The organism is Amycolatopsis sp. CA-128772, assembly GCF_002904295.1.
GTDB lineage: Bacteria > Actinomycetota > Actinomycetes > Mycobacteriales > Pseudonocardiaceae > Amycolatopsis.
In genome coordinates this window covers 1-25,350 of sequence record NZ_PPHG01000084.1, presented here as the reverse complement: position 1 = coordinate 25,350, position 25,350 = coordinate 1, and the positions used below count along the sequence as shown (strand labels likewise).

The following is a 25,350-nucleotide window of genomic DNA, read 5'->3' as shown; positions in this document are numbered from 1 at the left end:
CGGGGTTCGTCCGCCCCTATTGAATGCCCAGGAACGTGATGTTCAACCCTGCGGAGCAACTCGTTCACCTCGGCGGTGACGGAGGCGTTACGCCCGGTGGGAATTCCGGCGGCCGTTTCGCGGGGTACTGCGTTGGTTCCTCGTGGGGGTACTGATCGGGCGCACCGTCCGGTTTCTTCCGGTTCGGGTCGTACGGTTCGGGCGGGGGCGGCTCCTCCATGCCCCCGACGGTACGCCCTGGTCAGCGCACCCGTACCCCGGATTTCGCGGTCAGCCGAATTTCCAGCCGCACCGGGAGGTCATCGACTTCCAGGGCCTGCCGCAGCCGCGGCAGGGCGTGCTCGGCGATCCGGCGCCGGAGCCCGTCGGGCTGACTGGTGGTGACGACGAGGGTCAGGGCGGGGGTGTCACGCGACCCCGACAGCCAGGCCGACGCGGTGTGGACGCCGGGATAGGTCTCGACATCAGCCGCCACGGGCGCGGCGGCGGTCGCGGAGTTCAGGAGGGTGACGCCGGCGTCGCCGCTGGTCCGCCAGGTGGTGGGTTTCGGCCGCCGGAACGCCTGGGCGGCCAGCCAGCGCAGGCAGAGGAGGCCGAGGATGACGGCGGTCGCGATGGCGAGGTAGAAGACCCAGGTGGGCGGCGGTGCGGTGCCGGGGACGAGGGGGGTGGACGGGTCGAAGAGGCGGAGTTTCCCGAGGTTGGTGGCCACGGCGAACCCGCCGGCGGCGAGGAGGATCAGGCCGATCAGGGCGAGGAGGGAGCGGTTCAGGGCGGCCGGCCGGTTCATCGCGGGCCTCCCGGGTGGGGTTCGAACGCCTCGGCCCGGCTCGGCGAGCGGGTGGGCGCCGTAGACGCCCCGCCCGTTCGCATCGCCTCGAGGCGAGTGCGGCAAACCACCCCCGGGCCGCTTTCCATCGGCACCCGCTCGACCGACTCGACCCCACCCGTTCGCATCGCCCCGAGCCGAGCGCTGCCTGCCTCTACCTCGTTCACCGCCGACCTCCTCGTACCCGCACCCGCACCTCCGGTACCTCCGCCAACCCCACCCGGTCCAGCCTCTCCTGCACCGTCGCCCGAACCGCGGCCGCCAACCCGCTCCGGTTCGTCCTGTTGGTCCGGACCTTCACCCGGATCCTCCGGCGCCCCGACCGCACCTTGGCCCCCGCCACCCCGTCGACCGAAGCCGCCGCCGCGCGTAGGGACCTCTCCAACCCGTGGCGGGGCGTGCCCGCGTTGATTTCCGCCGGTTCCCGTGTCAACGCCAGCACCGCCGGCCGCCCGCGGAACAGGGCCGCCGCCAAGAGGGTGCACCCCGCCAGAACCGCTGCCCCGCCCCCGACGAGCACGGGCAGTTCGTTCCAGGAGGTGTCGTGCACCCGGGCCGCGACCGCGTCGTACGACAGCACCGGTCGCTCGCCGAGCAGCCGCTGCACCAGCGCCGTCGTCACCAGCGCGCAGGCCGCCAGCAGCACCAGCGCCGTCAACACCGCCGGCACGCTCCGCCTCGGGCGCCTCACCGGGCACCCCCCACGACCGTGATGTCCACGCGCTCCACGCGGAGCCCGGTCAGGTCCGCCGCCCGCTCGCGCAGGTGGGTCCGGACCCGCTCGGCCGTCGCCGCGATCGGGGCCGGGTACGCGACCGGCAACGAGATGTCCAAAGTGGTCACCAATCCGTCCACTGTGGCCTCCGCCGTCACGTCGCCGTCGATGCCGTCGACCTCGCGGGCGGCACGGGCGGCGATGCGCCGGACCGCTCGCGGGGCCACCGTCGTCACTCCGCGGTCCACCGCTACCTCCGATCGCGGGCCGCGCCCACGAGGGCGGCCACGTCCAGCTTGCCGTCGGCCCAGCGGCCGGCCAGCAGGCCGAGCCCGCCGAGCACCAGCACCGCGACGAAGGCGCCGAACCCGCCGAAAGCCACCGCGAAACCCAGTGCCAGCCCGAAAACCAGCCCGATCAGTGTCCCGCTCATGTCACTGCACCCGGTCCGAGACGGTGGTTTCCTCGTCGTCGCCCGGGATGTGGACGTCGGTGACGTTGATGTTCACCTCGACGACCTGCAGCCCGGTCATCTGCTCGATCGCCGTGATCACGTTGCGCCGCACCGATCGCGCGAGCTCCGCGATGGCGACGCCGTACTCGACGAGCACCTGCAGGTCCACCGCGGCCTGCTTCTCGCCGACCTCAACCGACACGCCCTGGCCGACACTGGCGGACGCGCCGGGGATGCGGTCGCGGATCGCGCTCAGCGCCCGTGCCGTTCCGCCGCCGAGGTCGTGCACGCCACGGACTTCGCGCGCGGCGAGCCCGGCGATCTTCTGCACCACGGTGTCGGCGATCGTCGTGGTGCCCTGCTTGGTGACGAGCGTGCTTTCCTGCTTCTCGGCCGTCACGGTCATGGCTTCCTCCTTGGATGTCCTTGTGGAGCAAGGCTTTTCGCCTTGTTCGTAGCTAAGGACCCGGAGGGCCGGCGACCGTCACTGTGACGTGGGTCTCGCGAACGCCGCCCCGTCGAGGTCGGTGACGACCAACCGCAGCCGCGCGTTCTCCCACGCCGTGCCCACGAGCACCGGGCGCACGGCTTCGGCCGCCCGGTCCAGCAGCGGCGGGATCGGCAGCCGGGTCGCGATGAGGCGGATCAGGACGACCTCGGGGCTCAGGTCCACCGCCGTGCCGTCCCCGCCCACCGACAGCGTCGAGGTCGCCGGGCGAAGGCCGGCCACCTCCGCGAGGGCACCGGCGATCCGCTCGGCGGTCTCGTTCGCGGTCACCGAACCTCCGGCTCGATGTCCATGATGGACACCGACACCTCGTCGACGACCAGCCCGGTCTGCTCGGCCACGAACCGCGTCACCGCGCGCTGCACCGCCCGGCCCACCGCGGCCGCCTGGTCGGCCGCCGCGGTGACGAGGTCGATGTGGACGGTCACCCGGCCGTCCGCGGTGCGGACCCGGACACCGTCCGCCGGCGCCGGGTCGAGGCCCTTCCACCGCTGCCGGGCCGCCCGGGTCCACGCCGTCACCAGGCCGCGCAGGCCCGGTTCTAGCCGCACGACACCCGGCGTGGTGATCGCCGCCCGCGCCGCCACGCTGGCGATCACCGGATCGGCGACGACGAAATCGACGCTCATTTCCCTGGCTCCCCGACAGTGTCGTCCGCAAAAATGTCGTCCACGACCAGGTCGAGCTTCACGAGCGTGAGTCCCACCCGGGCCGCGGCCGCCGCGGTCACCCGCTCCCGCACCTTCGCCAGCGCTTCGCCGCCCGCGGCGATCCGCAGGCTGACCGCGAGGGTCAGTTCGACTTCCACGCCGCCGGGGACGGTCCGCACCCGGCAGCGCCGCGCCCGGACGCCGTCGACGGTGTCCGCCGCGTACCGCAGCACCGCCGCCACCGCCTGCTCGCTCACCTCGACGAACCCGGGTTCCGGGGTCGGCAGCCGCACCATCGAGCCGCGCCGTACCTCCGCGCGCACGGCCGACATGATCCGGCCGAACAGGTCCGGCGACGGCGCGTCCGCCTCGACCACCAGCTCCGACGTCGCCTCGCGCAGCGCCAGCAGGCTCTCGCGCGCGGCCCGGCAGTGCGGGCAGGTCAGTTCGTGTTCGTCGGCCAGCCCGGCGCCGACCGCGTCGAGCCGCTCCCACACCTGCTCGACGTCGCGTTCGCAGGGCAGCTCGTAGTCCGTCATCGCCATGGCTTCATCACCTCCGCCAGCTGGGCCCGGGCGCGCGCGATCCGGCCGCGGACGGCCGTCGCGTTCGCGCCCACGGTTTCGCCGATCTCTTCGTAGGACCGGCCGTGCACTTCCCGCAGCAGCCAGCACGCCCGTTGCTCGGGGGTCAGCTGCGCCAGGGCCGAGTTCAGGGCGGCGAGCTGGCTGCTGACCTGCACGGCCCGCTCCGGCTGCAGGTCGGCCCGCGGCGACTCGGCGGTGTCGAGATCGACGTCGGCCTGCGGCTTGCGCGCGCGGATCGCGTTGAGACAGCGGTTCGTGGTGGCCCGGTAGAGCCAGCCGACGAAGGCGGCGTCCTCGCCGAGCTGGCCGAGCTTGCGCCAGGCGTTGAGGAACACCTCCTGCACGACGTCCTCGGCGTCCCCGCGGTTGGCGAGCATCTTCACGGCGAGCCGGAACATCGGCCCCTGGTAGCGCAGCACGAGCTGCTCGTAGGCGCGGACGTCCCCATCCCGCGCGCGGCCGACGAGGGTCACGTCGTCGAGCGGCGTAGTCGTCGTCACGGCACCTCCTCAGGAGGAGGACACCGGCGGGCGGAAATCGTCACGCACCGATTCTCGGTGACGCCGGTCACCGGGGCGAATCCAGCGATCCGCCCCGGCGGCCGTCAGTTCAGGCCGAGGTCGTCCTGGCCCAGGATGTACCGGTACGCCAGGCCTTCCTTCTCGATGGCCTCCCGCGCGCCCGTGTCGCGGTCGACGACCGTCACCACGCCGACCACGTCCGCGCCCGCTTCGCGCAGGGCTTCGACCGCCGTCAGGACGCTGCCGCCCGTTGTCGACGTGTCCTCCACCGCCAGGACTCGCTGGCCGCGGACCTCCATGCCCTCGATGCGCCGCTGCATGCCGTGCTCCTTGACCGCCTTGCGGACCACGAACGCGTCCAGCACGACGCCGTCGGAGGCCGCCGAGTGCAGCATCGCCAGCGCGACCGGGTCGGCGCCCAGCGTCAGGCCGCCCGCCGCCACGTAGTCCCAGTCCGCCGTCAGCTGGCGGAGGAGCTTGCCGATCAGCGGCGCCGCCGCGTGGTGCAGGGTCGCCCGCCGGAGGTCGATGTAGTAGTCGGCTTCCTTGCCGGACGCCAGGGTCACTTTTCCGTGCACCACGGAAAGATCGGTGACCAGCCTGGCCAGTTCGAGTTTCGCCGCTTGATCCAACCCGGGGTTCGCCACGGCCGAGAGTCTTACACACGGCCGCGTTCACTCACCGATGGATGTGGCGTCGACCGCACGCCCGCGCGTCGCCGCCCAGGCCGGGACCAGGATCGCCACCAGCGCGAGCACCACGGCGACGGCGAGCACCACCAGGTAGATCGCCACCGGGCCCGACGGCAGCAGGGACCCGGTCACCACCAGGCAGAACGGCACGATCGCGCCGGCCGCGACGAGCGTGCCCAGCAGCACCGCGATGGTCGCGATCAAGCCGCCTTCGACGCCCGCCATGCGCAGCACCTGGCCGCGGGTGAAGCCGCTCAGCCGCTGCATCCCGAACTCGCGGCGCCGCCGCGCGGTGGCCATCACCAGCGTGTTCACCACGGAGATGACCGTGTACGCGAGGATCATCCCGACGAGCAGGTAGTTGACCCAGGCGCCGACCTCGTTGCCCTTCGCGTGCGCCGCGATCAGCGTCTCCCGGTCCCCGACGAACACCGGCAGCCCGGTGGTCGCCTCGCGGAGGCGGGCGGTCAGCGTCGCCGCGTCGACGCCGGGAGCGGCGCGGACCATCAGCTGCGGCGCGAGTCCGAGCGTCGTGTGCGGGGCCAGCAGCCCGGCGGGCAGCACGAGCCGTTCGAACCCCGGACGCTGGTCCACCACGGCGGTCACCCGCACGTCCACCGGCGTGCCGTCGCCGAGCCTCAGCGACAACGTGTCGCCGACGTGGTGGCCGAGCGTGGCCGGCACCTCGACCGCGTTCCCGGTCAGCTCGCTGACGCCCAGCGCGGGCCGGCCGTCGTCGTTCTGGCCGGAGTCGAACGGCTTCTCGACGAACACCGTGCTCGTCACGTACTCCGACGCGCCGGCCACGCCCGGCACCGCGCGCACCCGGTCCAGCACCGCCGGGTCGAGCCCGCCTGGCGCGCCCACGACCGCGTCCGCGCGCAGGTCCTCGGTGAAGGCCTGGTTCGCGGCGGCTTCCTGGGTGGTCTGCAGGTAGATGTTGGCGGTCGCGATGCCGACCGCGAGCATGATCGGGGTCACCGCGCCGGCCGCCCGCACCGCGCCGACGCGGGTGTTGCGCAGCGCGACCCGGCCGTTGACGCCGGTCAGCGCCTCCACCGGCCAGCGCAGCAGCGTCGCCATCAGCTTCGTGACGCCGGGGCTGATCGCCGCGAGGCCGAACGCCCACAGCATCACCGCCGGGCCGGCCGTGCTGGCCGCCACCGGGCCGGTCATCACGGCGACCGTCACGATCGCGAGCGCTGTCCCGCCACCGAAGCACAGGATCGCGGTGATCAGCCGGATCGGCGTCAGCCAGCGCCGCTCGACGGCGGCTTCGGCGAGCGCCTCGGTGGGGCGGACCCGCGAAGCGCGTCGGCCGGCCACGAAGGAGGCGGCCACGACGGCCAGCAGCGACGCGCCCGCGGCGACCGTCGCCGGGACCCAGCCCTGCTCGAACTGCAGCACGTCGGGCACCACCTGGTGGTCGGTGAGCTGCCCGAACAGCCAGTGCCCCAGCACCGGGCCGAGCACCACCGCGACGCCGACGGCGAGCAGCCCGACGACGACCGCTTCGCCGAGCACCATCCGCCGCAGCTGGCGCGGGGTCGTGCCGACCGCGCGCAGCAGCGCGAGTTCGCGCTGGCGCTGCTGCGTCGACAGGGTCAGCGTGCCCGCCACGACGAACACCATGACCAGCGCCGACAGCCCGCCGGAGACGGCTGACAGCACGATCAGGTTCTCGCCGCTCTTGCCCGTCTCGGGGAACTCCAGGGCGCCGCGGTCGACGCCGGTCGTCACGACACCGGCGTTGCCGACCGCCGCCGACACCGCGGCGACGTCACCGCCGAAGACGCCGATGGCGTCGAAGCGGCCCGGGTGCCCGGACAGCTTGCCCGCGTCCGAAGGTGCGAAGAACACCGCGGAGCCGCGCATGGCCTGCGGCGCCTCGGCGATCCCGGAAACCCGGTACTGGCCGACCGTGCCGTGCGCGGCGACCGGCAGCGTGTCCCCGACGGCGAGGCCGAGCCCGGCGTCGACGACGACTTCGCCCGGCTTCGGCGCGTCACCCTTCAGCGTGTACGGCGTCAGCACGGCGGAGTCCCAGGCGTGGCCGAGCACGCTCGCGGCGCCGGCCCGCGCGGGGAAGCTGACCTCGCCGACCACGTTCGTGACACCCGAAACCGCGCGCAGGCGATCCGCCACCGCCGCGTCGAGCCGGACGCGCTCGGGCAGGGTCGCGGTCTCGGACTTGTGCTTGTCCTCGGGATCGAGGGTCGCCGGGTCCTCCCGCGGCAGTTCGAACGTCTGCGGCCCGCCGACGACGATCGGCGCCGCGGCCAGCCGCTGCACCGGCGTCTCGGACCGGATGCCGGTTTCCATCAGGCCACCGCACGCCGAGACGACCAGCGCGCCGAAGAACACGGCGACGAACGTCGCCAGGAAGCCGCCCTTGCGCAGGCGGAGGGTCCGCAACGCCAGCTTGATCATCACGCCGCCACCCGGCCCCATTCGCCCAGGTGGGTCATCCGCTCGGCGACGGCTTCCGCGGTCGGCCGCGCGAGCCGCCCGGCGATCCGGCCGTCGGCCAGGAACACGACCTCGTCGGCGTAGGACGCGGCGACCGGGTCGTGCGTCACCATGATCACCGTCTGGCCGCCACCCCGGACGGAGTCGCGCAGCAGGCCGAGCACTTCGGCGGCGGTCCGCGTGTCGAGGGCGCCGGTCGGCTCGTCGGCGAAGAGCACGGCGGGGTCGGTGACCAGGGCGCGGGCGATCGCGACGCGCTGCTGCTGGCCGCCGGACAGCTGCCCGGGCAGGTGCTTGCGGCGCCCGTCGAGCCCGACGTGCGCGATGATCCGTTCCACCCGCCGCTTGTCCGCGCGCTTGCCGGCCAGCTGCAGCGGCAGCACCACGTTCTGCTCGACCGTCAGCGCCGGGAGCAGGTTGAACGCCTGGAAGACGAAGCCGACGCGGTCGCGCCGCAGTTCAGTCAGGTAGGTCTCGTTCTTGCCGTCGAGGTCCTGGCCGTCGAGCACGACCCGGCCGGACGTCGGGCGGTCCAGGCCGGCCGCGCAGTGCAGGAACGTGCTCTTGCCCGACCCGGACGGGCCCATCACCGCGGTGAAGCCGCCGCGCGGGAACGCGATCGAAACCCCGTCCAGCGCGACCACGCCGTCGCCGTACTCCTTGCGCACGGCCTCCAGCCGGACCGCGTCGGCTGCCTCGTGCCACCCAGTTGTCATGGGGAAAACGCTAGAGAGCGCGCCCCCCGACCACCCTGGTGCGCACGTGCGTCTTCGGGGTGGGGACAGCCCTACTCAGGTGCGGCCCTTGCCGCCGAAACCGCCGCCGACCCGGCGCAGCACCGCGCGCGGCAGCAGGCCGCCGAGTGCGACGACGACCTTGTACTGCAGGCTCGGCACGGAGATCACCTTGCCGCGGCGCAGGTCCGCGAGCGCCTCGGTGACCACCTGTTCGACACCCAACCAGGCGATTTTCGGGCCCGGTTTCCCGATGCCGGCGCGCTCGTGGAACTCGGTCGCCGTGAAACCGGGACAGAGCGCCATCATCCGGACACCCTTGGGCAGGGACGCGGCGATGCCTTCGGTGAAGGAGGTGACCCAGTTCTTGCTCGCCGTGTACGTCGAGCCGCGGCCGCTGAAGAACCCCGCCACGCTGCTGACCTGGATGATTTCGCCGTGCCCGCGCTCGATCATGCCGGGCAGGACGGCCCGGGTGAGCCGCAGGACCGCGGTGACGTTGACGTCGAGCTGGCGCTGCAGCGCGTCCGGCGGGATGGTCCAGAAATCGCCGTTGAGCCCGAACCCGGCGTTGTTCACCAGGAGGTCGACCGGCCCGGCGGCGAGCCGCTCCTCGACCGCCGTCCGTCCGTCCACTTCGGACAAATCGGCGGGCAGCACCTCGACCGCCACGCCGTGGCGTTCCCGCAGTTCAGCGGCGTACGACTCCAGCCGCGCGACGTCACGGGCGACGAGCACCAGGTCGTACTTTTCGGCGGCAAGGGTGCGCGCGAACTGTGCGCCGATGCCCGCCGTAGCGCCGGTTATGAGAGCGGTGGTGGTCATGTGGGTGAACATACTCGCTGGTCACGGGCGGACGTGCGTTCGATTCGGCGGGGAAGTATGGTCCGCCGCATGGGTAAGCACACCAGGCGCAAAAGCGGCTATCTGCCCAAGGTCGCCGCCGGTGCGGCGCCTGTCGCGCTGCTCTTCGCGGCCCCCGCGACGGCGCTGGCGATCCCGACTCCGACCCCGGCCGAGGTGACGCTGCCGCTCGACCACCGCGTCGACAGCACCTTCGAGCGGGACGTCTCGACGTCCGGCGACGACGGCTCCTCGGTGGTGCGCGAGACCGTGACCGCGACGCGCGAGGACTTCATCGCGAAGGAAATCGCCGGCGCGGTGCTCGCCAACGACCTCGCGGCGTCCGCGACGGCCGGGCGCGAGGAGTGGCAGACGGAGACGTCGGCGGCGTCGCGGGAGACCGAGACGTTCGCCCGCACCGGCCGGCACACCCTGCGGCTCGGCCAGGTCCGCGCGGTCACCGCGAACAACCAGCGGCTCGGCCAGGGCGAAGCGCGCAACCTGTCGTTTTCGCCCCTCGGCGGCTTCACCGAGCGGCGGGCCGGCCTCGGCGAGGGCACCTCGCACGGGGTCTGGCTGGCCGACGGGGTCGACGTGCTGAGCCAGCACGCCGAGCAGGTCGACACCGGCCTGCACGGCAGCTTCGCCGGCGACCTATGGGGCGCGCTCTCGGTCCGCCGGTCGTCCGGCCAGGCCGTCGACCTCGGCCGGGTGGGCGCGGTCGGGATGACGTCGGAGCAGCACGCGGCCGGTCAGCTCGCCGGCGTCCTCGACCTGGGCCAGCAGCACGAAGCCGGCGGCCAGCTGGGGCCGGCCTGGGGCCTGGTCGCGACGGGCCAGTCGCTCGGCCCGGCCGGGCCGGCCGGCTCGATCCGCGGCGACCTGGGTGTGGACCACGTGGTCCACGCCGAAGGCGGCACGACCTCGGTGCGCGGCACGCTCGACCGGCCGGTGTCGCTCGGCGTGCTCGACCAGCCGGTGCTCGGCCGCTAGCTTTCGCTCGGCGGCGCGTCCACCGGCGGCTGCTGCACCGGCAGCCCGGCCGCCGGGGTGCCCGGAGCGGCGGGCGCGACCGGCGCACCGGCCTCGGACGGCACCGGGGCGCTCGCCTGGTGGCGGCCGGCGTCGTAGTCCTCGTCGAACGGGTCGACGATGTCCGCGATCTCGCCCAGGTCGCGCAGCAGGCGCTCGAGCCGCGACGGGCCGGCGGTCGGCGCCACGCTGGCGAGCACCCACTCGTTCTCCAGCCAGGCCACGCCGACGTCGCCGCCGAGCTGGTCCGCGGCGTCGACGAGCTCCTGGGTGATCACCACGCGGGCGCCGTCGGCGTCGTCCGCGAAGGCGTAGCGCGAGCCGATCGGGCCGAGCATTTCGGGCATGTCGGCGCGCTGGAACGGGACGCTGGAGAGCCACATCTCGATCGGGATCCGGTGCTTCTTGTTGCAGCGCACGGCGACGACGACCGCGGGGATCTGCCCCTCGGTCTCGATGTCGAAGATGAACACCGGGCGGCGGCCGTCGGAGGTGAAGGTGGAACCCGCGACGACGTTCACGGCGGCGTCCGCGCCGAAGTAGCCGATGGCGCCGTTCGACCACTGCTGCGGCAGCCGCTCGTCCTCCTCGACGAACTGCCAGCCGCGCAGCTGCGCCCAGCGCATGCGCTCGCGGTTGCGCGAGCCCTCCTTCGCCCGGTCGGCGGCGAGCAGCCCCAGCCCCGCCACCAGGGCGACGGCCGCGATGACGAACCAGATCCACGCCGGAATACCCACGACGTGCAGGGTATCGCCTGTTACGCCGGAGGGATGATCGCCGGTCCCCGTGTCGCCGGGCCCATTCGGAGCATTTTCCGGCAGCCGGCGGGTCGACAAATCGCCACGAACCACTGTGGACAGCCGTCGTGAGGGGCAAGGCGGGTCAGCACCCGCCTTGCCCCTCACGAGCGGTCAGACCCGGGTGACGGTCAGCGAGTCACCGGCTTCGAGCTCCGGGCTGTCGACGCGCACGGTGTCGCCGTCCCGGACCTCGCCCGACAGCAGCTCCTTCGCCAGCTTGTCGCCGATCGCCGACTGGACCAGCCGCCGCAGCGGGCGGGCGCCGTAGATCGGGTCGAAGCCGTTGAGGGCGAGCCACTCGCGGGCCCCGTCGGTGACGTCCAGGTTCAGCCGCCGCTGGGCCAGCCGCTTGGCCAGCCGGGCGACCTGGATGTCCACAATGGACGTCAGCTGCTCGGTGCCGAGCGAGTGGAACACGACGATGTCGTCGAGCCGGTTGAGGAACTCCGGCTTGAACTGCCGCTGCACCACGTCCAGGACCGCGTCCCGCCGCTGCCGCTCGTCGAGCCCCGGGTCGGCGATGGCCTGCGAGCCGAGGTTCGACGTCAGGATCAGGATGGTGTTGCGGAAGTCCACCGTCCGGCCCTGGCCGTCGGTCAGCCGCCCGTCGTCGAGGACCTGCAGGAGCACGTCGAAGACGTCCGGGTGGGCCTTCTCGACCTCGTCGAGCAGCACCACCGAGTACGGCCGGCGCCGGACGGCCTCGGTCAGCTGGCCGCCCTGGTCGTAGCCGACGTACCCGGGCGGGGCACCGACCAGGCGCGCCACCGAGTGCTTCTCGGCGTACTCGCTCATGTCGATGCGCTGCATCGCGCGCTCGTCGTCGAACAGGAACTCCGCCAGCGCCTTGGCCAGCTCGGTCTTGCCGACGCCGGTCGGGCCGAGGAACAGGAACGAACCGGTCGGCCGGTCGGGGTCGGCGACGCCGGCCCGGCTGCGGCGCACCGCGTCCGAGACGACCTGCACGGCCTCGGCCTGCCCGATGACGCGCCGGCCGAGCTCGTCCTCCATCCGGAGCAGCTTGCCGGTCTCGCCTTCCAGCAGCCGGCCCGCCGGGATGCCGGTCCACGCGCTGACCACGTCCGCGACGTCGTCCGCGCCGACCTCTTCCTTGAGCATGACGTTCTGCTGGCTGGCCTCGCTCGCCGCGGTGGCCGCTTCGAACTCCTTCTCCAGCGCCGGGATCCGGCCGTAGCGCAGCTCGGCGGCCTTGCCGAGGTCACCGTCGCGCTCGGCGCGCTCGGACTCGCCGCGCAGCTGCTCGAGCTGCTCCTTGAGCTCGCGGACGCGCTCGATCGAGCCCTTCTCGTTCTGCCAGCGCGCGGTGAGCGCGGTCAGCGTCTCGCGCTTCTCGGCCAGCTCGGCGCGCAGGTTGTTGAGCCGCTCCTTCGAGGCGGCGTCGCTCTCCTTGGCCAGCGCCATCTCTTCGATCTCCAGCCGGCGCACGGCCCGCTCGACCTCGTCGATCTCCACCGGCCGCGAGTCGATCTCCATGCGCAGCTTGGACGCGGCCTCGTCGACCAGGTCGATGGCCTTGTCCGGCAGGAAGCGCGCGGTGATGTAGCGGTCCGACAGCGTGGCCGCGGCGACCAGCGCGGCGTCCGTGATCCGGACACCGTGGTGCACCTCGTAGCGCTCCTTCAGCCCGCGCAGGATCGCGATGGTGTCCTCCGGCGACGGCTCGCCGACGAGCACCTGCTGGAACCGCCGCTCCAGGGCGGCGTCCTTCTCGATGTGCTGGCGGTACTCGTCGAGCGTGGTCGCGCCGACCATCCGCAGCTCGCCGCGGGCGAGCATCGGCTTGATCATGTTGCCCGCGTCCATCGCGCCCTCGCCGGTCGCACCGGCGCCGACGATGGTGTGCAGCTCGTCGATGAAGGTGATGACCTGGCCCGCGGAGTCGGTGATCTCCTTGAGCACGGCCTTCAGCCGCTCCTCGAACTCGCCGCGGAACTTCGCGCCGGCCACCATCGACCCGAGGTCGAGGGCGACGACGCGCTTGCCGCGCAGCGACTCGGGTACGTCCCCGGCGACGATGCGCTGGGCCAGGCCCTCGACGATGGCCGTCTTGCCGACGCCCGGCTCGCCGATCAGCACCGGGTTGTTCTTCGTGCGCCGCGACAGCACCTGCACGACGCGGCGGATCTCGGTGTCGCGGCCGATGACCGGGTCGAGCTCGCCGCCGCGGGCGCGCTCGGTCAGGTCGACGCCGTACTTCTCCAGCGCCTTGAACGTGCTCTCCGGGTCCTCGCTGGTGATCCGGGCCGAGCCGCGGACCTTGACGAACGCCTCCTGCAGCGCGTCCGGCGTGGCGCCGTGGCGCTTGAGCAGGTCGGCGACCTGCCCGCCTTCGGTGGCCAGCCCGACGAGCAGGTGCTCGGTCGAGACGTACTCGTCGCCCAGCTCGGTGGCCAGCTTCTGGGCGCGCGTCAGCGACTTCACCGCGAACGTGTCGAACTGCGGGCTCGACACGGTCGCGCCGGTCGCGGACGGCAGCGCCGCGATGAGCGGCTCGAGCTCCTTGTGCACCACCCCCGGGTCGGCCCCGACCGCGGTCAGCAGCGGTGCGGTCAGCCCCTCACCCTGGGCCAGCAGGGCGCCCAGCAGGTGGGCGGCCGACACGTGCGGGTTGCCGGCCATGGTGGCCGCCTGCGCCGCGGACGAGATCGCCTGCTGGGTCTTCGTGGTCGGGTTGAAAGCGTCCATCCCTCACCTCATGCTCGGTACTTCGAAAGTCCAGGTGGCAGGCCCTGACCGTGGCCTGACACTATCCCTAACGCAGGAAAACTTGAGTCTGTTCCGCTCAACTTCGTCCGGGGGCCACCGCACTCGCCGGCAGCCGCGAGCCGAGCATCCCCAGTCCGGCCACGGCCACGCCCGCACACACCCCCACCAGCACCCAGGGTAACCAGTCGGCGACCGAGAACAGCGAGACCACCGCGGGCGCCAGCACCTGGGCCACGGTGAACGCGTACTGGTACGCAGCGAGATAACGACCGCGGGCGACCGGTGGTGCCGCGGCTTCGGCGAGAGCCCCCGATCGGGGCCCGAAGACCAGGTCGCCGGCGGCGAACACCAGCGTCGAGGCCAGCAGGTAGGCCACCTGCCAGCCGTCGGGCACCAGCAGGACGCCCAGGCTGACCAGGCACCACACGGAGAACAGCGCCGAACCGGCCCGCATCGCCGCGATCCGCGTCAGCCGGGCGGTGAGCCTCAGCGCGAGCGTGCCGCCGACGCTGGTCACCACGGTGAGCAGGGCGAGGATCGCGCCCGGCAGCCAGGCCGGGCCGTGCAGCCGGTCGAGCACGAACACCGGCGTGCCGATCAGGAAGAAGTCCAGCGACAGCCCGAAGAGCCCGCTGAACAGGATCAACGCCAGGTAGGGCCGGTCGCGCAGCACCCGCACCGAGCGTTCGCGTTCCTGCCGGTGCGGCCGCGCGAGCCGGACGAAGAAGACGAGGATCGACGCGGCCGCGAAGAACGTCAGCGCGTCCACGGCGAGCGCAATGCCGTAACCCGTGTCCCCGAGCCACGTCAGCAGCAGACCCGCCGTCAGCCCGCCGAGGCCGAAGGAGCCGGCCCGCACCATCCCCACCTCGGCGAACGGCCGATCCTTCGGGACGTCGCCGGCGACGTCCGCGATGAGCACGAACAGGGAGCTGTAGAACAGCTGCTGCCCGGCGGACAGCAGGACGGCGGCCGCCATCACCGGGGCCGCGCCGTCGGCGAGCAGGTACGCGCCCACACCGGCGGCCTGCAGCAGCTGGGCGACGACGACCACCGCCCGGGGCCCGACGCGGTCCACGAGCCGTCCGGCGAGCGGCGGGATGACAAGCCCCCCGACGGCACCGAGGGTGACCGCGGTGCCGGCCACGGCCAGCGGCAGCCCGACCACCTGCGTCACGTAGACCAGCGCCAACGGGAGGAACAACCCTGAACCGAAGTTGTCGATCCCCAGCGCGCACAGCAGTGCGACCCGGTCACGCGTCACCCACCGACGTTAACCCTGCGGAATGCCGCTAAGTCAGGACCGAACGGACAGTTTCCGGCGAGCAAAAAGCCACTTCGGGTGGGCCTCTTCGCGCCCGTGTCACTTGTTCGTGTCAGCCAGGCAGGCGGCGCTGCCGAGCGCACGCCGGAGATCGGCGTTCATCTCCGCGAGCCGCCCGGTGAGGTCGGTGACGCGCTCGTCGTCCCAGCCGCCGAGCGCCTTCTCCATGAACTCCAGGTAGTTGACCCGCCAGCGGGCGAGCTCGGCCCGCCCCTTCTCGGACACGCTGACCAGGGACGCCCGGCCGTCCTCGGGCGCGGGACGGCGGTCGACCAGCCCGGCCGCGGAGAGCTGGGTGATCTGCCTGCTCACGACCGAAAGGTCGACGAACCGGCGTTTCGCCAGCTCGGAGGGGCGGGCCTCGCCGTTCTTGGCCAGGTCCGACAGCAGCATCGCGGCCGCGGGGTGCAGGCCGGGTTCGCTCTGCCAGGCTTGCATGATCCAGGCGTGCTGGAGCTGGGAAGCGGTCTTCAGCTCCCGCATGAGCTCGACCCGGACGTCGTCGTCGGTGTCGTCGAAGCCCATCGGAACCTCCCTTAGTTGTGCAATACAAGTTTATTGCCCGACACTTGCTCGGGACAACCATTTTTCCGGTGAGGTCGCCCACGCCTGACCGGGGGCAATACACCCGGTCGGAGCAACAATGCGGGCAAAAGGCCGCCCGGCCGCTACCCTGCGGACGGGCGGTGCGTGCAGCGCCTTCCGGTGACGTTGAGTGACGAGGTGGCAGCAGTGGCGAAGGACCCAGGAGGCGGTCCCCGACCCGTGAACAACCGCACATGACAGCCGACTCCGTCAGCCCGCTCCCGAGGTCTTCGGCTCCGCGCGAGGCCCCCGCGGCGGTCGCCGCGATGGTCCGGCTGATCCGGGACAGCTGGGCGAAGTCGGAGCCGTACATCGCGGACATCTCGCAGTTCTTCTACGGGATGCTGTTCACCCTCGCCCCGACCACCCGCGACTTCTTCCCGATCAACATGGAGATCCAGCGCGGCCGGCTGGTGCGCGCGCTGGTGCACATCGTGCAGATGGTCGACCGGCCCGACGACCTCGCGCCGTTCCTGCGCCAGCTGGGCCGCGACCACCGCAAGTTCGGCGTGGTGCCGCGGCACTACGAAGCGGTCGGCACCGCGCTGCTGGCGTCGCTGAAGAACCACCTCGGCCGGGAGTGGACGCCCGAGGTCGAACGGGCCTGGGCCGAGGCGTTCACCATCGCCGCGCGGGCCATGCAGGACGCCGCCGCGGCGGACACGAACCCGCCGTCGTGGTCGGCCACCGTGGTCGAGCACCGGCGGCTGACCTGGGACCTCGCCCTGGTGCGGCTGGTGCCGGACCAGCCCGTGCCCTACCACCCGGGCCAGTACGTGAGCGTCGAAGTGCCGCAGCGGCCGCGGCTGTGGCGGTACCTCTCGCCGGCGAACGCGCCGCGCGAGGACGGCGGCATCGAGTTCCACGTCCGCGCGATCGACGGCGGCTGGGTGTCCCGCGCCATCGTCAGCCACACGCAGCCCGGGGACGTCTGGCGACTCGGCCCGCCGCTGGGCCGGCTGACGGTCGCCCGGGAGTCGTCGCGGGGCGTCCTGATGGTCGCCGGCGGCACGGGCGTCGCGCCGCTGCGGGCGATCCTCGACCACCTCGCACTGTGGGGCGAGAACCCGAGAACGCACCTGTTCTACGGCGGGCCGGCGCGTGAGGACCTCTACGACCTCGAAGAGCTGCGCGCGCTCGCGGCCACCAACCCGTGGCTGAGCGTCACGCCGGTGGTGGAGCGCGGCGGCGACGTCCCGGGGTTCGAGCAGGGCACGCTGGCCGAGGCCGTCACGCGGTACGGCTCCTGGCCCGGCCACGACATCTTCGTTTCCGGCTCGCCGGCGATGATCCGCGCGACGGTGTCGCGGATGCTGGTCGCGGGCAGCGCGCTGGACCAGATCCAGTACGACCCGTTCACGATCGACTAGCGCGCCGCGCACGGGTCGCCGCGGCTCGCAATTTCGTTACGCCCCGGGAATCAGCAACGGGTAACGGATTTATCTGACGGCGTGATCATTTTTACGCTATGCCAGGCGGGGTTGACGGCGCGTGGCCGAATTGCTCCGTTCGAGCGGGAACGCGCGTAATCACGCGCATCTGCACGGGAATTCGCCTACAGTCGGGAACCCTCGGGGGCGGCACCGCACAGCGACGCCGGGTGCACGGCGTGAAAAAAGCCTTTGCAGGACTGGAGATTACCGTTCCCGATGAGTGCTGAATCCGTGAAGATCTCCGCCATGCCCGAGCCCCCCCCGTTTCGGCTGCGGAAGGTCGTGAACTGGCCCGGTTGATTCGTGAAAGCTTTGCGGAGATCGAACCGAAAGCCGACGAACTGGCGCAGTACTTCTACGGCGCGTTGTTCGTGGTCGCGCCCGACTGCCGCGAGCTGTTCCCGGTCACCATGACGACCCAGCGCAGCCGCCTGCTGCGCGCGCTCGTGTACGTGGTGCAGATGGTCGACCGGCCCGACGAGCTGGTCACCTTCCTCGGCCAGCTGGGCCGCGACCACCGGAAGTTCGCCGTCGTCTCGCGCCACTACGACGCCGTCGGCGTCGCGCTGATCGCCGCGCTGAAACGGTTCCTCAAGGAAAAATGGACCCCCGAAGTCGAATCCGCGTGGACCGCGGCCTACGGGCTCATCGCCAAGACGATGCGAGAAGCCGCCCAGGCGGAGACCGGGCCGGCCGCGTGGTCGGCGACCGTGCTGGAGCACCGGAAGCTCGCCCGCGACGTCGCGCTGGTGAAGGTGCGCACCGAGGGCCTGCTGCCGTACCGCTCGGGCGGGTACGTCAGCGTGGAAGTGCCGCAGCGGCCGCGGTTCTGGCGGTACCTGTCCCCGGCGAACGCACCCCGCGGCGACGGCCAGCTCACCTTCCACGTGCGCGCGGTGCCCGGCGGCTGGGTCAGCGGCAGCATCGTCAACCACACCCGGCCCGGCGACGTCTGGCGCCTCGGGCCGTCGATGGGCGTGCTGAACGTGCGCCCGACCACCACCAAGCGGCGGCTGCTGATGATCGGCGGCGGCACCGGCATCACGCCCCTGCTGGCGATCCTCGACGACCTTTCGCGCTGGAAGCGCAACCCGCCCGTGCACCTGTTCTTCGGCGGCAAGCGGCCGGAAGACCTGTACGCGCTGGACGAGCTCCGCCGGCTGGCGGCGACGTCGAAGTGGCTGACGGTCACCCCGGTCACCGAGGAGGGCGCGCTGGCCGGCGGCGACCGCGGCACGCTCGCCCACGCCGTGACCCAGCGCGGCTCGTGGCGCCACCACGACGTCCTCGTTTCCGGTTCGCCGCCGATGATCCAGGCAACCGTCGCGAAGCTGCTGGCCAAGGGGATCGAGCTGGAACGAATATCGTACGACCCGTTCACGCTGGACTGAGGTTTGTCCGGAATGCGCTGAGGAACTCTCAGCGGCCCGCGCCGGACCGGGGGATTCTCGCTATCTTCACCGATATGGAGATGACTATTCCGGTTTCGGACGGCACCATCGGCGGCTACCTGGCGGAACCCTCCGGCGCGGGACCGCACCCGGGCGTGGTGCTGATCCACGACGTGTTCGGGCTGAGCCAGGACACGAAGAACATCACCGACCGCTTCGCCCGCGAGGGATATCTCGCCCTCAGCCCGGACCTGTATTCGCGCGGGGGTATGCGCCGCTGCGTGCGCCGGGTGTTTTCGGACATGTTCGCCAACCAGGGCCGGGCGTTCGACGACATCGAGGCGTCCCGCGCCCTGCTGGCCGGCCGGGCGGACTGCTCGGGCCGGGTCGGCATTGCGGGCTTCTGCATGGGCGGCGGCTTCGCGCTCGTCGCGGCGTCGCGCGGCTTCGAGGCGTCCGCGCCCTACTACGGGCAGCTGCCGAAGAACCTGTCCGTCCTGGACGACGCCTGCCCGGTCGTCGCCAGCTTCGGCAAGAAGGACTTCGGCCTGCGCGGCGCCGCGGCCAAGCTGGAGACGGCCCTCACCCAGCGTGGCGTCCCGCACGACGTCAAGGAGTACCCGGACGCGAGCCACGGGTTCGCCAACAAGATCGACACCGCGGCGCCGGTGAACCTGCTGCTCAAGGTGGTCGGGTTCACCTACCACCACGAATCGGCGGAGGACGCTTGGCGCCGAGTGACGTCTTTCTTCGGCGAACACCTGCAGCAGCCGGCCCGACCTTCGCACTGAGCCGGACGGAGCAGCGAATTCGTCGAACGGCGGTAGTTCGTTGACCGTTGTGGCCGAATCGCCTTATGGTCTAGACCACATCTTCCCCGGATGTGCTCGTTCGTCCTTCCTCCGGAACGACGCAGTTCCCCTTCGAGGAGCCGAAATGACCCTGAAACGAAAGCTCTTCGCGGCCGCGGCCGGTGCACTCCTCGCACCGGTGCTGGTCGTCGTCCTCCCCGCCACCGGCGCGAGTGCCCACGGCTACGTGTCGGATCCGCCCAGCCGGCAGGCCAACTGCGCGGCCGGGAAGGTCCCCAACTGCGGCGAGATCGTCTACGAACCGCAGAGCGTCGAAGGCCCGAAGGGGCTGCGCAGCTGCAACGGCGGGCTGTCCCAGTTCGCCGAGCTGACCGACGAGTCGAAGCCGTGGCCCGCGAAGTCGGTGGGCACCACGGTGACGTTCAACTGGGTCTTCACCGCACGGCACTCGACGTCCAGCTACGAGTACTACGTCGGCAACACCCGCGTCGCGCTGTTCAACGGCAACAACCAGCAGCCGCCGTCGACGCTGTCGCACACGGTGAACCTGGCCGGCTACTCGGGCCGGATCAAGGTGCTGGCCATCTGGAACATCTCGGACACGGCCAACGCGTTCTACAGCTGCATCGACCTGCAGGTCGGCGGGGGTGGCGGCACCACCACGCCGCCGACCACCACACCGCCGACCACGACGACGCCGCCCACCACGACGACCACCCGGCCGCCCACCACGACGACCACCCCGCCCTCCAGCGGAACGTGGTCGGCGGGCACGGCGTACAAGGCGGGCGACGTCGTGACGTACAACGGCGCGAGCTACCGCTGCCTCCAGCCGCACACGGCGATCGCGGGCTGGGAGCCGCCGAACACCCCGGCGCTGTGGCAGCGCCAGTGAGGTTGGTCCTGGCCGTCGTCGCGCTGCTGCTGACCGGATGCGGCAGCGGCGCGACGGCGGCCGCCCCGCAGTACAACGCCGCCGACGTGATGTTCCTGCAGATGCTGATCCCCCAGAACGAGCAGGGCGTCGAGCTCGTCCGCCTGGCTTCGGCCCGCCCGGTTCCGGCGGAGCTCAAGGAGCTGGCGAAGGCGATCGAGGTGACGCAGCAGACCGAGGTCGCGGACATGCGGCGCTGGCTCCACGAGTGGAACCAGCCGGAGACGATGGACACGAACCCCCAGGCCCACGCGGGCCACGGGGGCATGAAGATGACGTCCCCGGACCTGGTGGGCGCGCTCCGGGCGGCGTCGGACACCGAGTTCACCCGCCGGTTCCTGGACGTCCTGACGGGCCAGCAGCAGGGCGCGGTCGAGCTGGCCCAGACGGAGAACGGGACGGCCGGCGGCGTCAACGCCCAGGCCCGCGACCTGGCCCGGCGGGTGATCGAGTCCCGGACGGCCGAGGTCAAGCAGCTGCTGAACGTCAAGACGTGACCCGCGGCGGTGAGCAGCCGGGAGGGACTGCTCACGCACGAGGGCAGTGACCCGCGGCGGTGAGCAGCCGGGAGGGACTGCTCACGCACGAGGGCCTCCCCGGTCGCCCGGGGAGGCCCTCGTCGCACGGTCGTCGTCAGCGGCGCTTGGGCCGCCAGACCACCAGCGCCGTCTGCTGGTTGAGCGGCACCAGGTCCCGGCGGTAGGACGCGTGCGCCGCCGCTGTCGCCTGCTCCGCGGCCACGTACGCCGCGGTCAGTTCCTCGGTCAGCTCGGTGATCCGGGCCCTTAGCGCGTCGACCTGGTTCTCCAGCTCGATGATGCGCTTGATGCCCGCCAGGTTGACGCCGTCTTCCTGCGACAGCCGCTGGACCTCGCGCAGCAGCGCGATGTCCCGCATCGAGTAGCGCCGCCCGCCGCCCGGGGTGCGGCCCGGGGAGACCAGGCCCTGCCGGTCGTACGTGCGCAACGTCTGCGCGTGCATCCCGGCGAGCTGGGCCGCCACCGAGATGACGAACACCGGGGTCTCCTCGTCCCCTTCCTGGGGAATCCCGCCGAACACCACACTCACCTACCTTGCAGCAGCTCGGTGATCTCGGGCCGGGGGTCGTGCCCGGCCATCGCCTCGGCGTACGCCTGCAGTGCGTCGCGCGCCTTGTCGTCCAGTTTGGCGGGAATCGCCGCCTGGAGGGTGACGAGCAGGTCACCTTGCGAACCGTCGCGCTTGGCGATGCCCTTGCCGCGCACGCGCAGCACCCGTCCGCTCGCCGTGCCCGGCGGCACCTTGAGCGAGACCTTGGCCTCCAGCGTCGGCACCGTGATCGTGGTGCCGAGCGTCAGCTCGGTGAAGTCCACCGGCACGGTGATCGTCAGGTCGAGCCCCTTGCGCCCGAACAGCGCGTGCGGGGCCACGTGCACCCGGACGTACAGGTCGCCGGCCTGCGCCCCGCCCCGGCCCGGCTCGCCCTGGCCGGCCAGCCGGATGCGCTGGTCGTCGTCGACGCCCGGCGGGATCCGGACGGTCAGCGTGCGGGTCCGCGTGCTGATGCCTTCGCCGCCGCACTCGGGGCACGGGTCGTCGATGATCGTCCCGCGGCCGCGGCAGTCGCGGCACGGCTCCGAGAACGCGAACGCGCCCTGGCTGCGGCTGACCAGCCCCGACCCGGAACAGGTCGGGCAGGTCCGCGGCGACGTGCCCGGCCGCGCACCGTTGCCGCTGCACGTCGCACAGGTCGCCGGGCTCGACAGCCGCAGCGGCAGGGTCGCGCCCTTGACCGCCTCGGTGAAGTCGATCCGGACGTCCGTCTCGACGTCGGCCCCGCGCTGCGGCCGGTTCGCCGTCGCGCCCGTCGCCGTCCGCCCGCGGCCGAACAGCCCGCCGAGGATGTCGCCGAGCCCGCCGAAACCGCCCTGCTGACCGGCGCCGGCCTGGCCGAAGATGTCGCCCATGTCGAAGCTGCCGGTGCCGGTTCCGCCGCCGGGGAAGTTGAACCCGCCGGCGCCGCCGAACAGGCGCCGCGCCTCGTCGTACTCCTTGCGCTTGCTCGCGTCGGAGAGCACGCCGTACGCCTCGGAGACCGCCTTGAACTTCTGCTCCGCCTGCGCGTTGCCGGCGTTCGCGTCCGGGTGGTTCTCCTTGGCCAGCTTCCGGTAGGCCTTCTTGATTTCGTCCGCGGTGGCGTCGGAGGAGACGCCCAGTTCACGGTAGAAGTCCTTGCCGATCCATTCCCGTGCACTCATCGGGCGTCTCCTCCTTCCACTTGGTTCCTCTTACTGCTGCTGCTCATCGACTCCGCCGCCGAGTGGCAGCTCGCCACCCACGGACGGGTCCCCCGGGGTCGCGCCGGGCTCGTGGTCGGTCACGCCGACCAGCGCCGCCCGCAGTACGCGGTCCCCGAACCGGTACCCGCGGCGCATGACCACGGTGACCGTCGGGCCCGCCACGTCCGGCGAGGTGTTGTGCTGCACGGCCTCGTGCACGCTCGGGTCGAAGGGCTCGCCCTCGGCGCCGAACGACTCGAGGCCCGCGCGCTGCAGGCCGCTGATCAGCTTGTCGCCGACGGCCTTGAACGCGCCGGTGAGGTCACCGTGCTGCTCGGCCCGCTCGAGGTCGTCGAGCAGCGGCAGCAGGTCGTTCACCACGGTCGCCTTCGCGCCGATGACGACCGCCTCGCGGTCACGCTCGACCCGCTTGCGGTAGTTGGCGTACTCGGCCTGCAGGCGCTGGAGGTCGGCGGTGCGCTCGGCCAGCTCCTTCTCCACGTCGGAGACGACCGACACCGCGTCGTCCATGATCGTGTCGCCGAGCGAGGGGCCCGCGTGCTCCACGGGCGCCTCCTCCGGCTCCGGCGCGGCGTGGGCCGGACCGGGCGGGCGGACCTGCCCGGTCTGGGGGTCCACCCGACGTCGGTCCCGCACGACCACCGGCTCCTCGGGGCCGCGGCCCTGGTTCTCGGATTCGTCGTAGCTGTGGGTCACTTCTTTTCGTCCTCTTCGACGATCTCGGCGTCCACCACGTCATCGGCCTTGGCCTGGCCGCCGGCCGCACCGGCGTCCCCGGCCGCACCCGCACCCGCGCCACCGGCCGCACCGGCCGCCGCGTCGGCGTTCGCGTTGGCGTACAGGGCGGTGCCCAGCTCCTGAGAAGCGGCGTTCAGCTTCTCGATCGACTCACGGATCTTGGTCGAGTCGGTGCCCTTGAGCGCCTCGTTCGACTCGTCGATCGCGGACTTGACCTTGGCCTTGAGGTCCTCGGGCAGCTTGTCGTCGTTGTCCTTGAGGAACTTCTCGGTCTGGTAGACCAGCGTCTCCGCCTGGTTGCGGGTCTCGGCCTCTTCGCGCCGGGTCTTGTCCTCCTCAGCGTGCGCCTCGGCGTCCTTGACCATGCGCTCGATGTCGTCCTTCGGCAGCGCGGAGCCACCGGTGATCGTCATCGACTGTTCCTTGTTCGTGCCCAGGTCCTTCGCGGTCACGTGCACGATGCCGTTGGCGTCGATGTCGAAGGTGACCTCGATCTGCGGCACGCCGCGCGGCGCCGGCGGGAGACCGGTCAGCTCGAACATGCCGAGCTTCTTGTTGTGCGCGGCGATCTCGCGCTCACCCTGGAACACCTGGATCTGCACCGACGGCTGGTTGTCGTCCGCGGTGGAGAAGATCTCCGAGCGCTTGGTCGGGATCGTGGTGTTGCGCTCGATGAGCTTGGTGAAGACGCCACCCTTGGTCTCGATGCCGAGCGACAGCGGCGTGACGTCCAGCAGCAGGACGTCCTTGACCTCGCCCTTGAGGACACCGGCCTGCAGCGCCGCGCCGACCGCGACGACCTCGTCCGGGTTCACGCCCTTGTTCGGCTCGCGGCCGCCGGTCAGCTCCTTGACCAGGTCCGACACGGCCGGCATGCGGGTGGAACCACCGACGAGCACGACGTGGTCGATGTCGCCGACGGCGATGCCCGCGTCCCGGATGACGTTGTTGAACGGGTTCCGGGTGCGCTCGAGCAGGTCCGCGGTGATCTTCTGGAACTCGGCGCGCGAGAGCGTCTCGTCGAGGAACAGCGGGTTCTTGTCCGCGTCCACGGTGATGTACGGCAGGTTGATGCTGGCCGAGTTCGAGCTGGACAGCTCGATCTTCGCCTTCTCCGCCGCCTCGCGGATGCGCTGCAGCGCCATCTTGTCCTTGGTCAGGTCGATGCCGTTCGTGGCCTTGAACTTGTCGACCAGCCACTTGACGATGCGCTCGTCCCAGTCGTCACCACCGAGGTGGTTGTCACCGGAGGTCGCGCGGACCTCGACGACGCCCTCGCCGATTTCCAGCAGCGAGACGTCGAAGGTGCCACCACCGAGGTCGAAGACCAGGATGGTCTGCTCTTTTTCGCCCTTGTCCAGGCCGTACGCCAGCGCGGCGGCGGTCGGCTCGTTGACGATGCGGAGCACGTTCAGGCCGGCGATCTGCCCGGCCTCCTTGGTGGCCTGCCGCTGGGCGTCCTCGAAGTAGGCGGGGACGGTGATGACGGCGTCGGTGATCGTCTCGCCCAGGTACGCCTCGGCGTCGCGCTTCAGCTTCATCAGCACGCGGGCGCTGATTTCCTGGGAGGTGTAGTTCTTCCCGTCGATCTCGGTCTTCCAGTCGGTGCCGATGTGCCGCTTCACGGACCGGATGGTCCGGTCGACGTTCGTCACGGCCTGGTTCTTCGCCGGCTGACCGGTCAGCACTTCACCGTTCTTGGCGAAGGCGACGATCGAAGGGGTGGTCCGGGAGCCTTCCGAGTTGGCGATGACCGTCGGCTCGCCGCCCTCAAGGACGGCGACGACCGAGTTGGTCGTGCCGAGGTCGATGCCGACCGCTCGCGCCATGGTGCTTCCTCCTGTGTACGGCTGCTATGTTCGTGACCTGCAGGTTCGTTCTCGCCTTGAGCGAGCCCCTGGCAAGTTTTATCGGGCCTTCGCACACCTCGTCAAGCCGGACTTGAGTCGACTGCGCTCAACCTCTGTACCCAGCCTAACGAGGCGGTCGGGCTTCTTGTTCCCGGGCCGGGCGGCCGAGAAGGGTCCGAGTCGGTGTGACGCCCCTCACCCGGGGGTTCGGTCGTGGGCGACCCGGCCGCGACCAGGGGCGCAGGCGCCGCGGGCACGCTGCTTGGCCGGGATCGGCAGCCGCCGCGGGCACGCCGCTTGGCCGGGATCTACAGCCGCCGCGGGCACGCCGCCCCGGCCGCGATCGGCAGCCGCCGCCGGCACACCGCCCGACCACGATCGGCCGCCGCCGCGGACCGTGGCGCCAGTGCCGCCCCGAGCCCACTCGCGCCCGCCCCCTGCCC

27 protein-coding genes are annotated in these 25,350 nt (G+C 71.7%); 6 read left to right on the top strand and 21 right to left on the bottom strand.

Going from position 1 to position 25,350, the window contains the following annotated elements:
* Window positions 1-241: 241 nt before the first annotated feature.
* The 13 genes from C2L59_RS36140 to C2L59_RS36080 all read right to left on the bottom strand — a co-directional run bounded on the left by C2L59_RS36140 (window position 242) and on the right by C2L59_RS36080 (window position 8,984).
* Window positions 242-790 (bottom strand): alkaline shock response membrane anchor protein AmaP, encoded by a 549-nt coding sequence (locus C2L59_RS36140; protein WP_103354030.1) that lies wholly within the window; start codon window positions 788-790, stop codon window positions 242-244.
* Window positions 791-992: 202 nt separating this feature from the next.
* On the bottom strand, window positions 993-1,490 hold the full coding sequence (locus C2L59_RS36135; protein ID WP_233223863.1) for a DUF6286 domain-containing protein: 498 nt from the start codon (window positions 1,488-1,490) through the stop codon (window positions 993-995).
* A 26-nt stretch (window positions 1,491-1,516) separates the two neighbouring features.
* The gene (locus tag C2L59_RS36130) at window positions 1,517-1,792 is read right to left on the bottom strand and encodes an Asp23/Gls24 family envelope stress response protein (RefSeq protein ID WP_233223861.1); all 276 of its coding nucleotides are present in this window, start codon (window positions 1,790-1,792) and stop codon (window positions 1,517-1,519) included.
* Between the two features lie 2 nt (window positions 1,793-1,794).
* Complete coding sequence (locus tag C2L59_RS36125; protein WP_103354029.1) at window positions 1,795-1,977, bottom strand: hypothetical protein; 183 nt, start codon at window positions 1,975-1,977, stop codon at window positions 1,795-1,797.
* Window position 1,978: 1 nt separating this feature from the next.
* Window positions 1,979-2,404 carry an Asp23/Gls24 family envelope stress response protein gene (locus C2L59_RS36120; protein ID WP_103354028.1) on the bottom strand — a complete coding sequence of 142 codons (426 nt, stop codon included), beginning with the start codon at window positions 2,402-2,404 and terminating at the stop codon, window positions 1,979-1,981.
* 78 nt (window positions 2,405-2,482) lie between these two features.
* Window positions 2,483-2,776: a hypothetical protein gene (locus C2L59_RS36115; protein ID WP_103354027.1), complete on the bottom strand. Its 294-nt coding sequence runs from the start codon at window positions 2,774-2,776 to the stop codon at window positions 2,483-2,485.
* Complete coding sequence (locus tag C2L59_RS36110; RefSeq protein WP_103354026.1) at window positions 2,773-3,135, bottom strand: Asp23/Gls24 family envelope stress response protein; 363 nt, start codon at window positions 3,133-3,135, stop codon at window positions 2,773-2,775. The genes C2L59_RS36115 and C2L59_RS36110 overlap by 4 nt, the downstream gene beginning before the upstream one ends.
* The gene (locus C2L59_RS36105; RefSeq protein WP_103354025.1) at window positions 3,132-3,701 is read right to left on the bottom strand and encodes a hypothetical protein; all 570 of its coding nucleotides are present in this window, start codon (window positions 3,699-3,701) and stop codon (window positions 3,132-3,134) included. Before C2L59_RS36105 ends, C2L59_RS36110 begins: the two co-directional genes overlap by 4 nt.
* The gene (locus tag C2L59_RS36100; protein ID WP_103354024.1) at window positions 3,692-4,243 is read right to left on the bottom strand and encodes an RNA polymerase sigma factor; all 552 of its coding nucleotides are present in this window, start codon (window positions 4,241-4,243) and stop codon (window positions 3,692-3,694) included. The genes C2L59_RS36105 and C2L59_RS36100 overlap by 10 nt, the downstream gene beginning before the upstream one ends.
* A 104-nt stretch (window positions 4,244-4,347) precedes the next feature.
* Entirely contained in the window at window positions 4,348-4,911 is a 564-nt protein-coding gene (pyrE, locus tag C2L59_RS36095) for an orotate phosphoribosyltransferase (protein WP_103354023.1), read from the bottom strand.
* Window positions 4,912-4,938: 27 nt separating this feature from the next.
* The gene (locus C2L59_RS36090) at window positions 4,939-7,386 is read right to left on the bottom strand and encodes an FtsX-like permease family protein (protein WP_103354080.1); all 2,448 of its coding nucleotides are present in this window, start codon (window positions 7,384-7,386) and stop codon (window positions 4,939-4,941) included.
* A complete protein-coding gene (locus tag C2L59_RS36085) occupies window positions 7,386-8,141 on the bottom strand; it encodes an ABC transporter ATP-binding protein (RefSeq protein ID WP_199199427.1) in 756 nt (251 codons plus the stop codon). Before C2L59_RS36085 ends, C2L59_RS36090 begins: the two co-directional genes overlap by 1 nt.
* Before the next feature lie 75 nt (window positions 8,142-8,216).
* Window positions 8,217-8,984, bottom strand: a complete 768-nt coding sequence (locus C2L59_RS36080) for an SDR family oxidoreductase (RefSeq protein WP_199199426.1) — start codon at window positions 8,982-8,984, stop codon at window positions 8,217-8,219.
* 69 nt (window positions 8,985-9,053) lie between these two features.
* Here C2L59_RS36080 and C2L59_RS36075 point away from each other — a divergent pair, with 69 nt between their 5' ends.
* Window positions 9,054-9,995, top strand: a complete 942-nt coding sequence (locus tag C2L59_RS36075; protein ID WP_103354079.1) for a hypothetical protein — start codon at window positions 9,054-9,056, stop codon at window positions 9,993-9,995.
* Here C2L59_RS36075 and C2L59_RS36070 read toward each other — a convergent pair.
* From C2L59_RS36070 to C2L59_RS36055, 4 genes are all read right to left on the bottom strand, one after another.
* Window positions 9,992-10,771: a hypothetical protein gene (locus tag C2L59_RS36070; RefSeq protein WP_103354020.1), complete on the bottom strand. Its 780-nt coding sequence runs from the start codon at window positions 10,769-10,771 to the stop codon at window positions 9,992-9,994. The two genes, C2L59_RS36075 and C2L59_RS36070, sit on opposite strands and share 4 nt — an antisense overlap.
* A 174-nt stretch (window positions 10,772-10,945) precedes the next feature.
* Window positions 10,946-13,540, bottom strand: a complete 2,595-nt coding sequence (clpB, locus tag C2L59_RS36065) for an ATP-dependent chaperone ClpB (protein ID WP_103354019.1) — start codon at window positions 13,538-13,540, stop codon at window positions 10,946-10,948.
* Between the two features lie 97 nt (window positions 13,541-13,637).
* Window positions 13,638-14,825 carry an MFS transporter gene (locus tag C2L59_RS36060; protein ID WP_103354018.1) on the bottom strand — a complete coding sequence of 396 codons (1,188 nt, stop codon included), beginning with the start codon at window positions 14,823-14,825 and terminating at the stop codon, window positions 13,638-13,640.
* A 99-nt stretch (window positions 14,826-14,924) separates the two neighbouring features.
* Window positions 14,925-15,410: a MarR family winged helix-turn-helix transcriptional regulator gene (locus C2L59_RS36055; protein ID WP_103354017.1), complete on the bottom strand. Its 486-nt coding sequence runs from the start codon at window positions 15,408-15,410 to the stop codon at window positions 14,925-14,927.
* 254 nt (window positions 15,411-15,664) lie between these two features.
* On the opposite strand from C2L59_RS36055, the gene C2L59_RS36050 reads away from it, so the two are divergent.
* The 5 genes from C2L59_RS36050 (at window position 15,665) to C2L59_RS36030 (ending at window position 20,537) form a co-directional block, all read left to right on the top strand.
* A complete protein-coding gene (locus tag C2L59_RS36050) occupies window positions 15,665-16,840 on the top strand; it encodes a globin domain-containing protein (protein ID WP_199199425.1) in 1,176 nt (391 codons plus the stop codon).
* A gap of 350 nt (window positions 16,841-17,190) precedes the next feature.
* Entirely contained in the window at window positions 17,191-18,294 is a 1,104-nt protein-coding gene (locus tag C2L59_RS36045; protein ID WP_103354016.1) for a globin domain-containing protein, read from the top strand.
* 74 nt (window positions 18,295-18,368) lie between these two features.
* Window positions 18,369-19,085 (top strand): dienelactone hydrolase family protein, encoded by a 717-nt coding sequence (locus C2L59_RS36040; protein WP_103354015.1) that lies wholly within the window; start codon window positions 18,369-18,371, stop codon window positions 19,083-19,085.
* A gap of 145 nt (window positions 19,086-19,230) precedes the next feature.
* A complete protein-coding gene (locus C2L59_RS36035) occupies window positions 19,231-20,001 on the top strand; it encodes a lytic polysaccharide monooxygenase (protein WP_103354014.1) in 771 nt (256 codons plus the stop codon).
* Complete coding sequence (locus C2L59_RS36030; protein ID WP_233223858.1) at window positions 19,998-20,537, top strand: DUF305 domain-containing protein; 540 nt, start codon at window positions 19,998-20,000, stop codon at window positions 20,535-20,537. The genes C2L59_RS36035 and C2L59_RS36030 overlap by 4 nt, the downstream gene beginning before the upstream one ends.
* Window positions 20,538-20,673: 136 nt before the next feature.
* Here C2L59_RS36030 and C2L59_RS36025 read toward each other — a convergent pair whose 3' ends face one another.
* From C2L59_RS36025 to dnaK, 4 genes are read right to left on the bottom strand one after another with little or no spacing between them, the layout of a single operon-like run.
* On the bottom strand, window positions 20,674-21,099 hold the full coding sequence (locus tag C2L59_RS36025) for a heat shock protein transcriptional repressor HspR (RefSeq protein WP_014467870.1): 426 nt from the start codon (window positions 21,097-21,099) through the stop codon (window positions 20,674-20,676).
* A 5-nt stretch (window positions 21,100-21,104) separates the two neighbouring features.
* Complete coding sequence (dnaJ, locus tag C2L59_RS36020; protein ID WP_103354012.1) at window positions 21,105-22,277, bottom strand: molecular chaperone DnaJ; 1,173 nt, start codon at window positions 22,275-22,277, stop codon at window positions 21,105-21,107.
* 30 nt (window positions 22,278-22,307) lie between these two features.
* The gene (grpE, locus tag C2L59_RS36015; RefSeq protein ID WP_103354011.1) at window positions 22,308-23,015 is read right to left on the bottom strand and encodes a nucleotide exchange factor GrpE; all 708 of its coding nucleotides are present in this window, start codon (window positions 23,013-23,015) and stop codon (window positions 22,308-22,310) included.
* Entirely contained in the window at window positions 23,012-24,886 is a 1,875-nt protein-coding gene (gene dnaK, locus C2L59_RS36010; protein ID WP_103354010.1) for a molecular chaperone DnaK, read from the bottom strand. The genes grpE and dnaK overlap by 4 nt, the downstream gene beginning before the upstream one ends.
* Window positions 24,887-25,350 lie beyond the last annotated feature (464 nt).

Bases quoted from the DNA above. Each gene is read 5' to 3' on its own strand.
- C2L59_RS36040 (WP_103354015.1), top strand. From the start codon at position 18,369: ATGGAGATGACTATTCCGGTTTCGGACGGCACCATCGGCGGCTACCTG.
- C2L59_RS36120 (WP_103354028.1), bottom strand. From the start codon at position 2,404: ATGACCGTGACGGCCGAGAAGCAGGAAAGCACGCTCGTCACCAAGCAG.
- C2L59_RS36075 (WP_103354079.1), top strand. From the start codon at position 9,054: ATGGGTAAGCACACCAGGCGCAAAAGCGGCTATCTGCCCAAGGTCGCC.
- C2L59_RS36140 (WP_103354030.1), bottom strand. From the start codon at position 790: ATGAACCGGCCGGCCGCCCTGAACCGCTCCCTCCTCGCCCTGATCGGC.
- C2L59_RS36035 (WP_103354014.1), top strand. From the start codon at position 19,231: ATGACCCTGAAACGAAAGCTCTTCGCGGCCGCGGCCGGTGCACTCCTC.
- dnaJ (WP_103354012.1), bottom strand. From the start codon at position 22,277: ATGAGTGCACGGGAATGGATCGGCAAGGACTTCTACCGTGAACTGGGC.
- C2L59_RS36090 (WP_103354080.1), bottom strand. From the start codon at position 7,386: ATGATCAAGCTGGCGTTGCGGACCCTCCGCCTGCGCAAGGGCGGCTTC.
- C2L59_RS36080 (WP_199199426.1), bottom strand. From the start codon at position 8,984: ATGACCACCACCGCTCTCATAACCGGCGCTACGGCGGGCATCGGCGCA.
- C2L59_RS36050 (WP_199199425.1), top strand. From the start codon at position 15,665: ATGACAGCCGACTCCGTCAGCCCGCTCCCGAGGTCTTCGGCTCCGCGC.
- C2L59_RS36105 (WP_103354025.1), bottom strand. From the start codon at position 3,701: ATGGCGATGACGGACTACGAGCTGCCCTGCGAACGCGACGTCGAGCAG.
- C2L59_RS36055 (WP_103354017.1), bottom strand. From the start codon at position 15,410: ATGGGCTTCGACGACACCGACGACGACGTCCGGGTCGAGCTCATGCGG.
- dnaK (WP_103354010.1), bottom strand. From the start codon at position 24,886: ATGGCGCGAGCGGTCGGCATCGACCTCGGCACGACCAACTCGGTCGTC.
- C2L59_RS36110 (WP_103354026.1), bottom strand. From the start codon at position 3,135: ATGAGCGTCGATTTCGTCGTCGCCGATCCGGTGATCGCCAGCGTGGCG.
- C2L59_RS36125 (WP_103354029.1), bottom strand. From the start codon at position 1,977: ATGAGCGGGACACTGATCGGGCTGGTTTTCGGGCTGGCACTGGGTTTC.
- C2L59_RS36085 (WP_199199427.1), bottom strand. From the start codon at position 8,141: ATGACAACTGGGTGGCACGAGGCAGCCGACGCGGTCCGGCTGGAGGCC.
- clpB (WP_103354019.1), bottom strand. From the start codon at position 13,540: ATGGACGCTTTCAACCCGACCACGAAGACCCAGCAGGCGATCTCGTCC.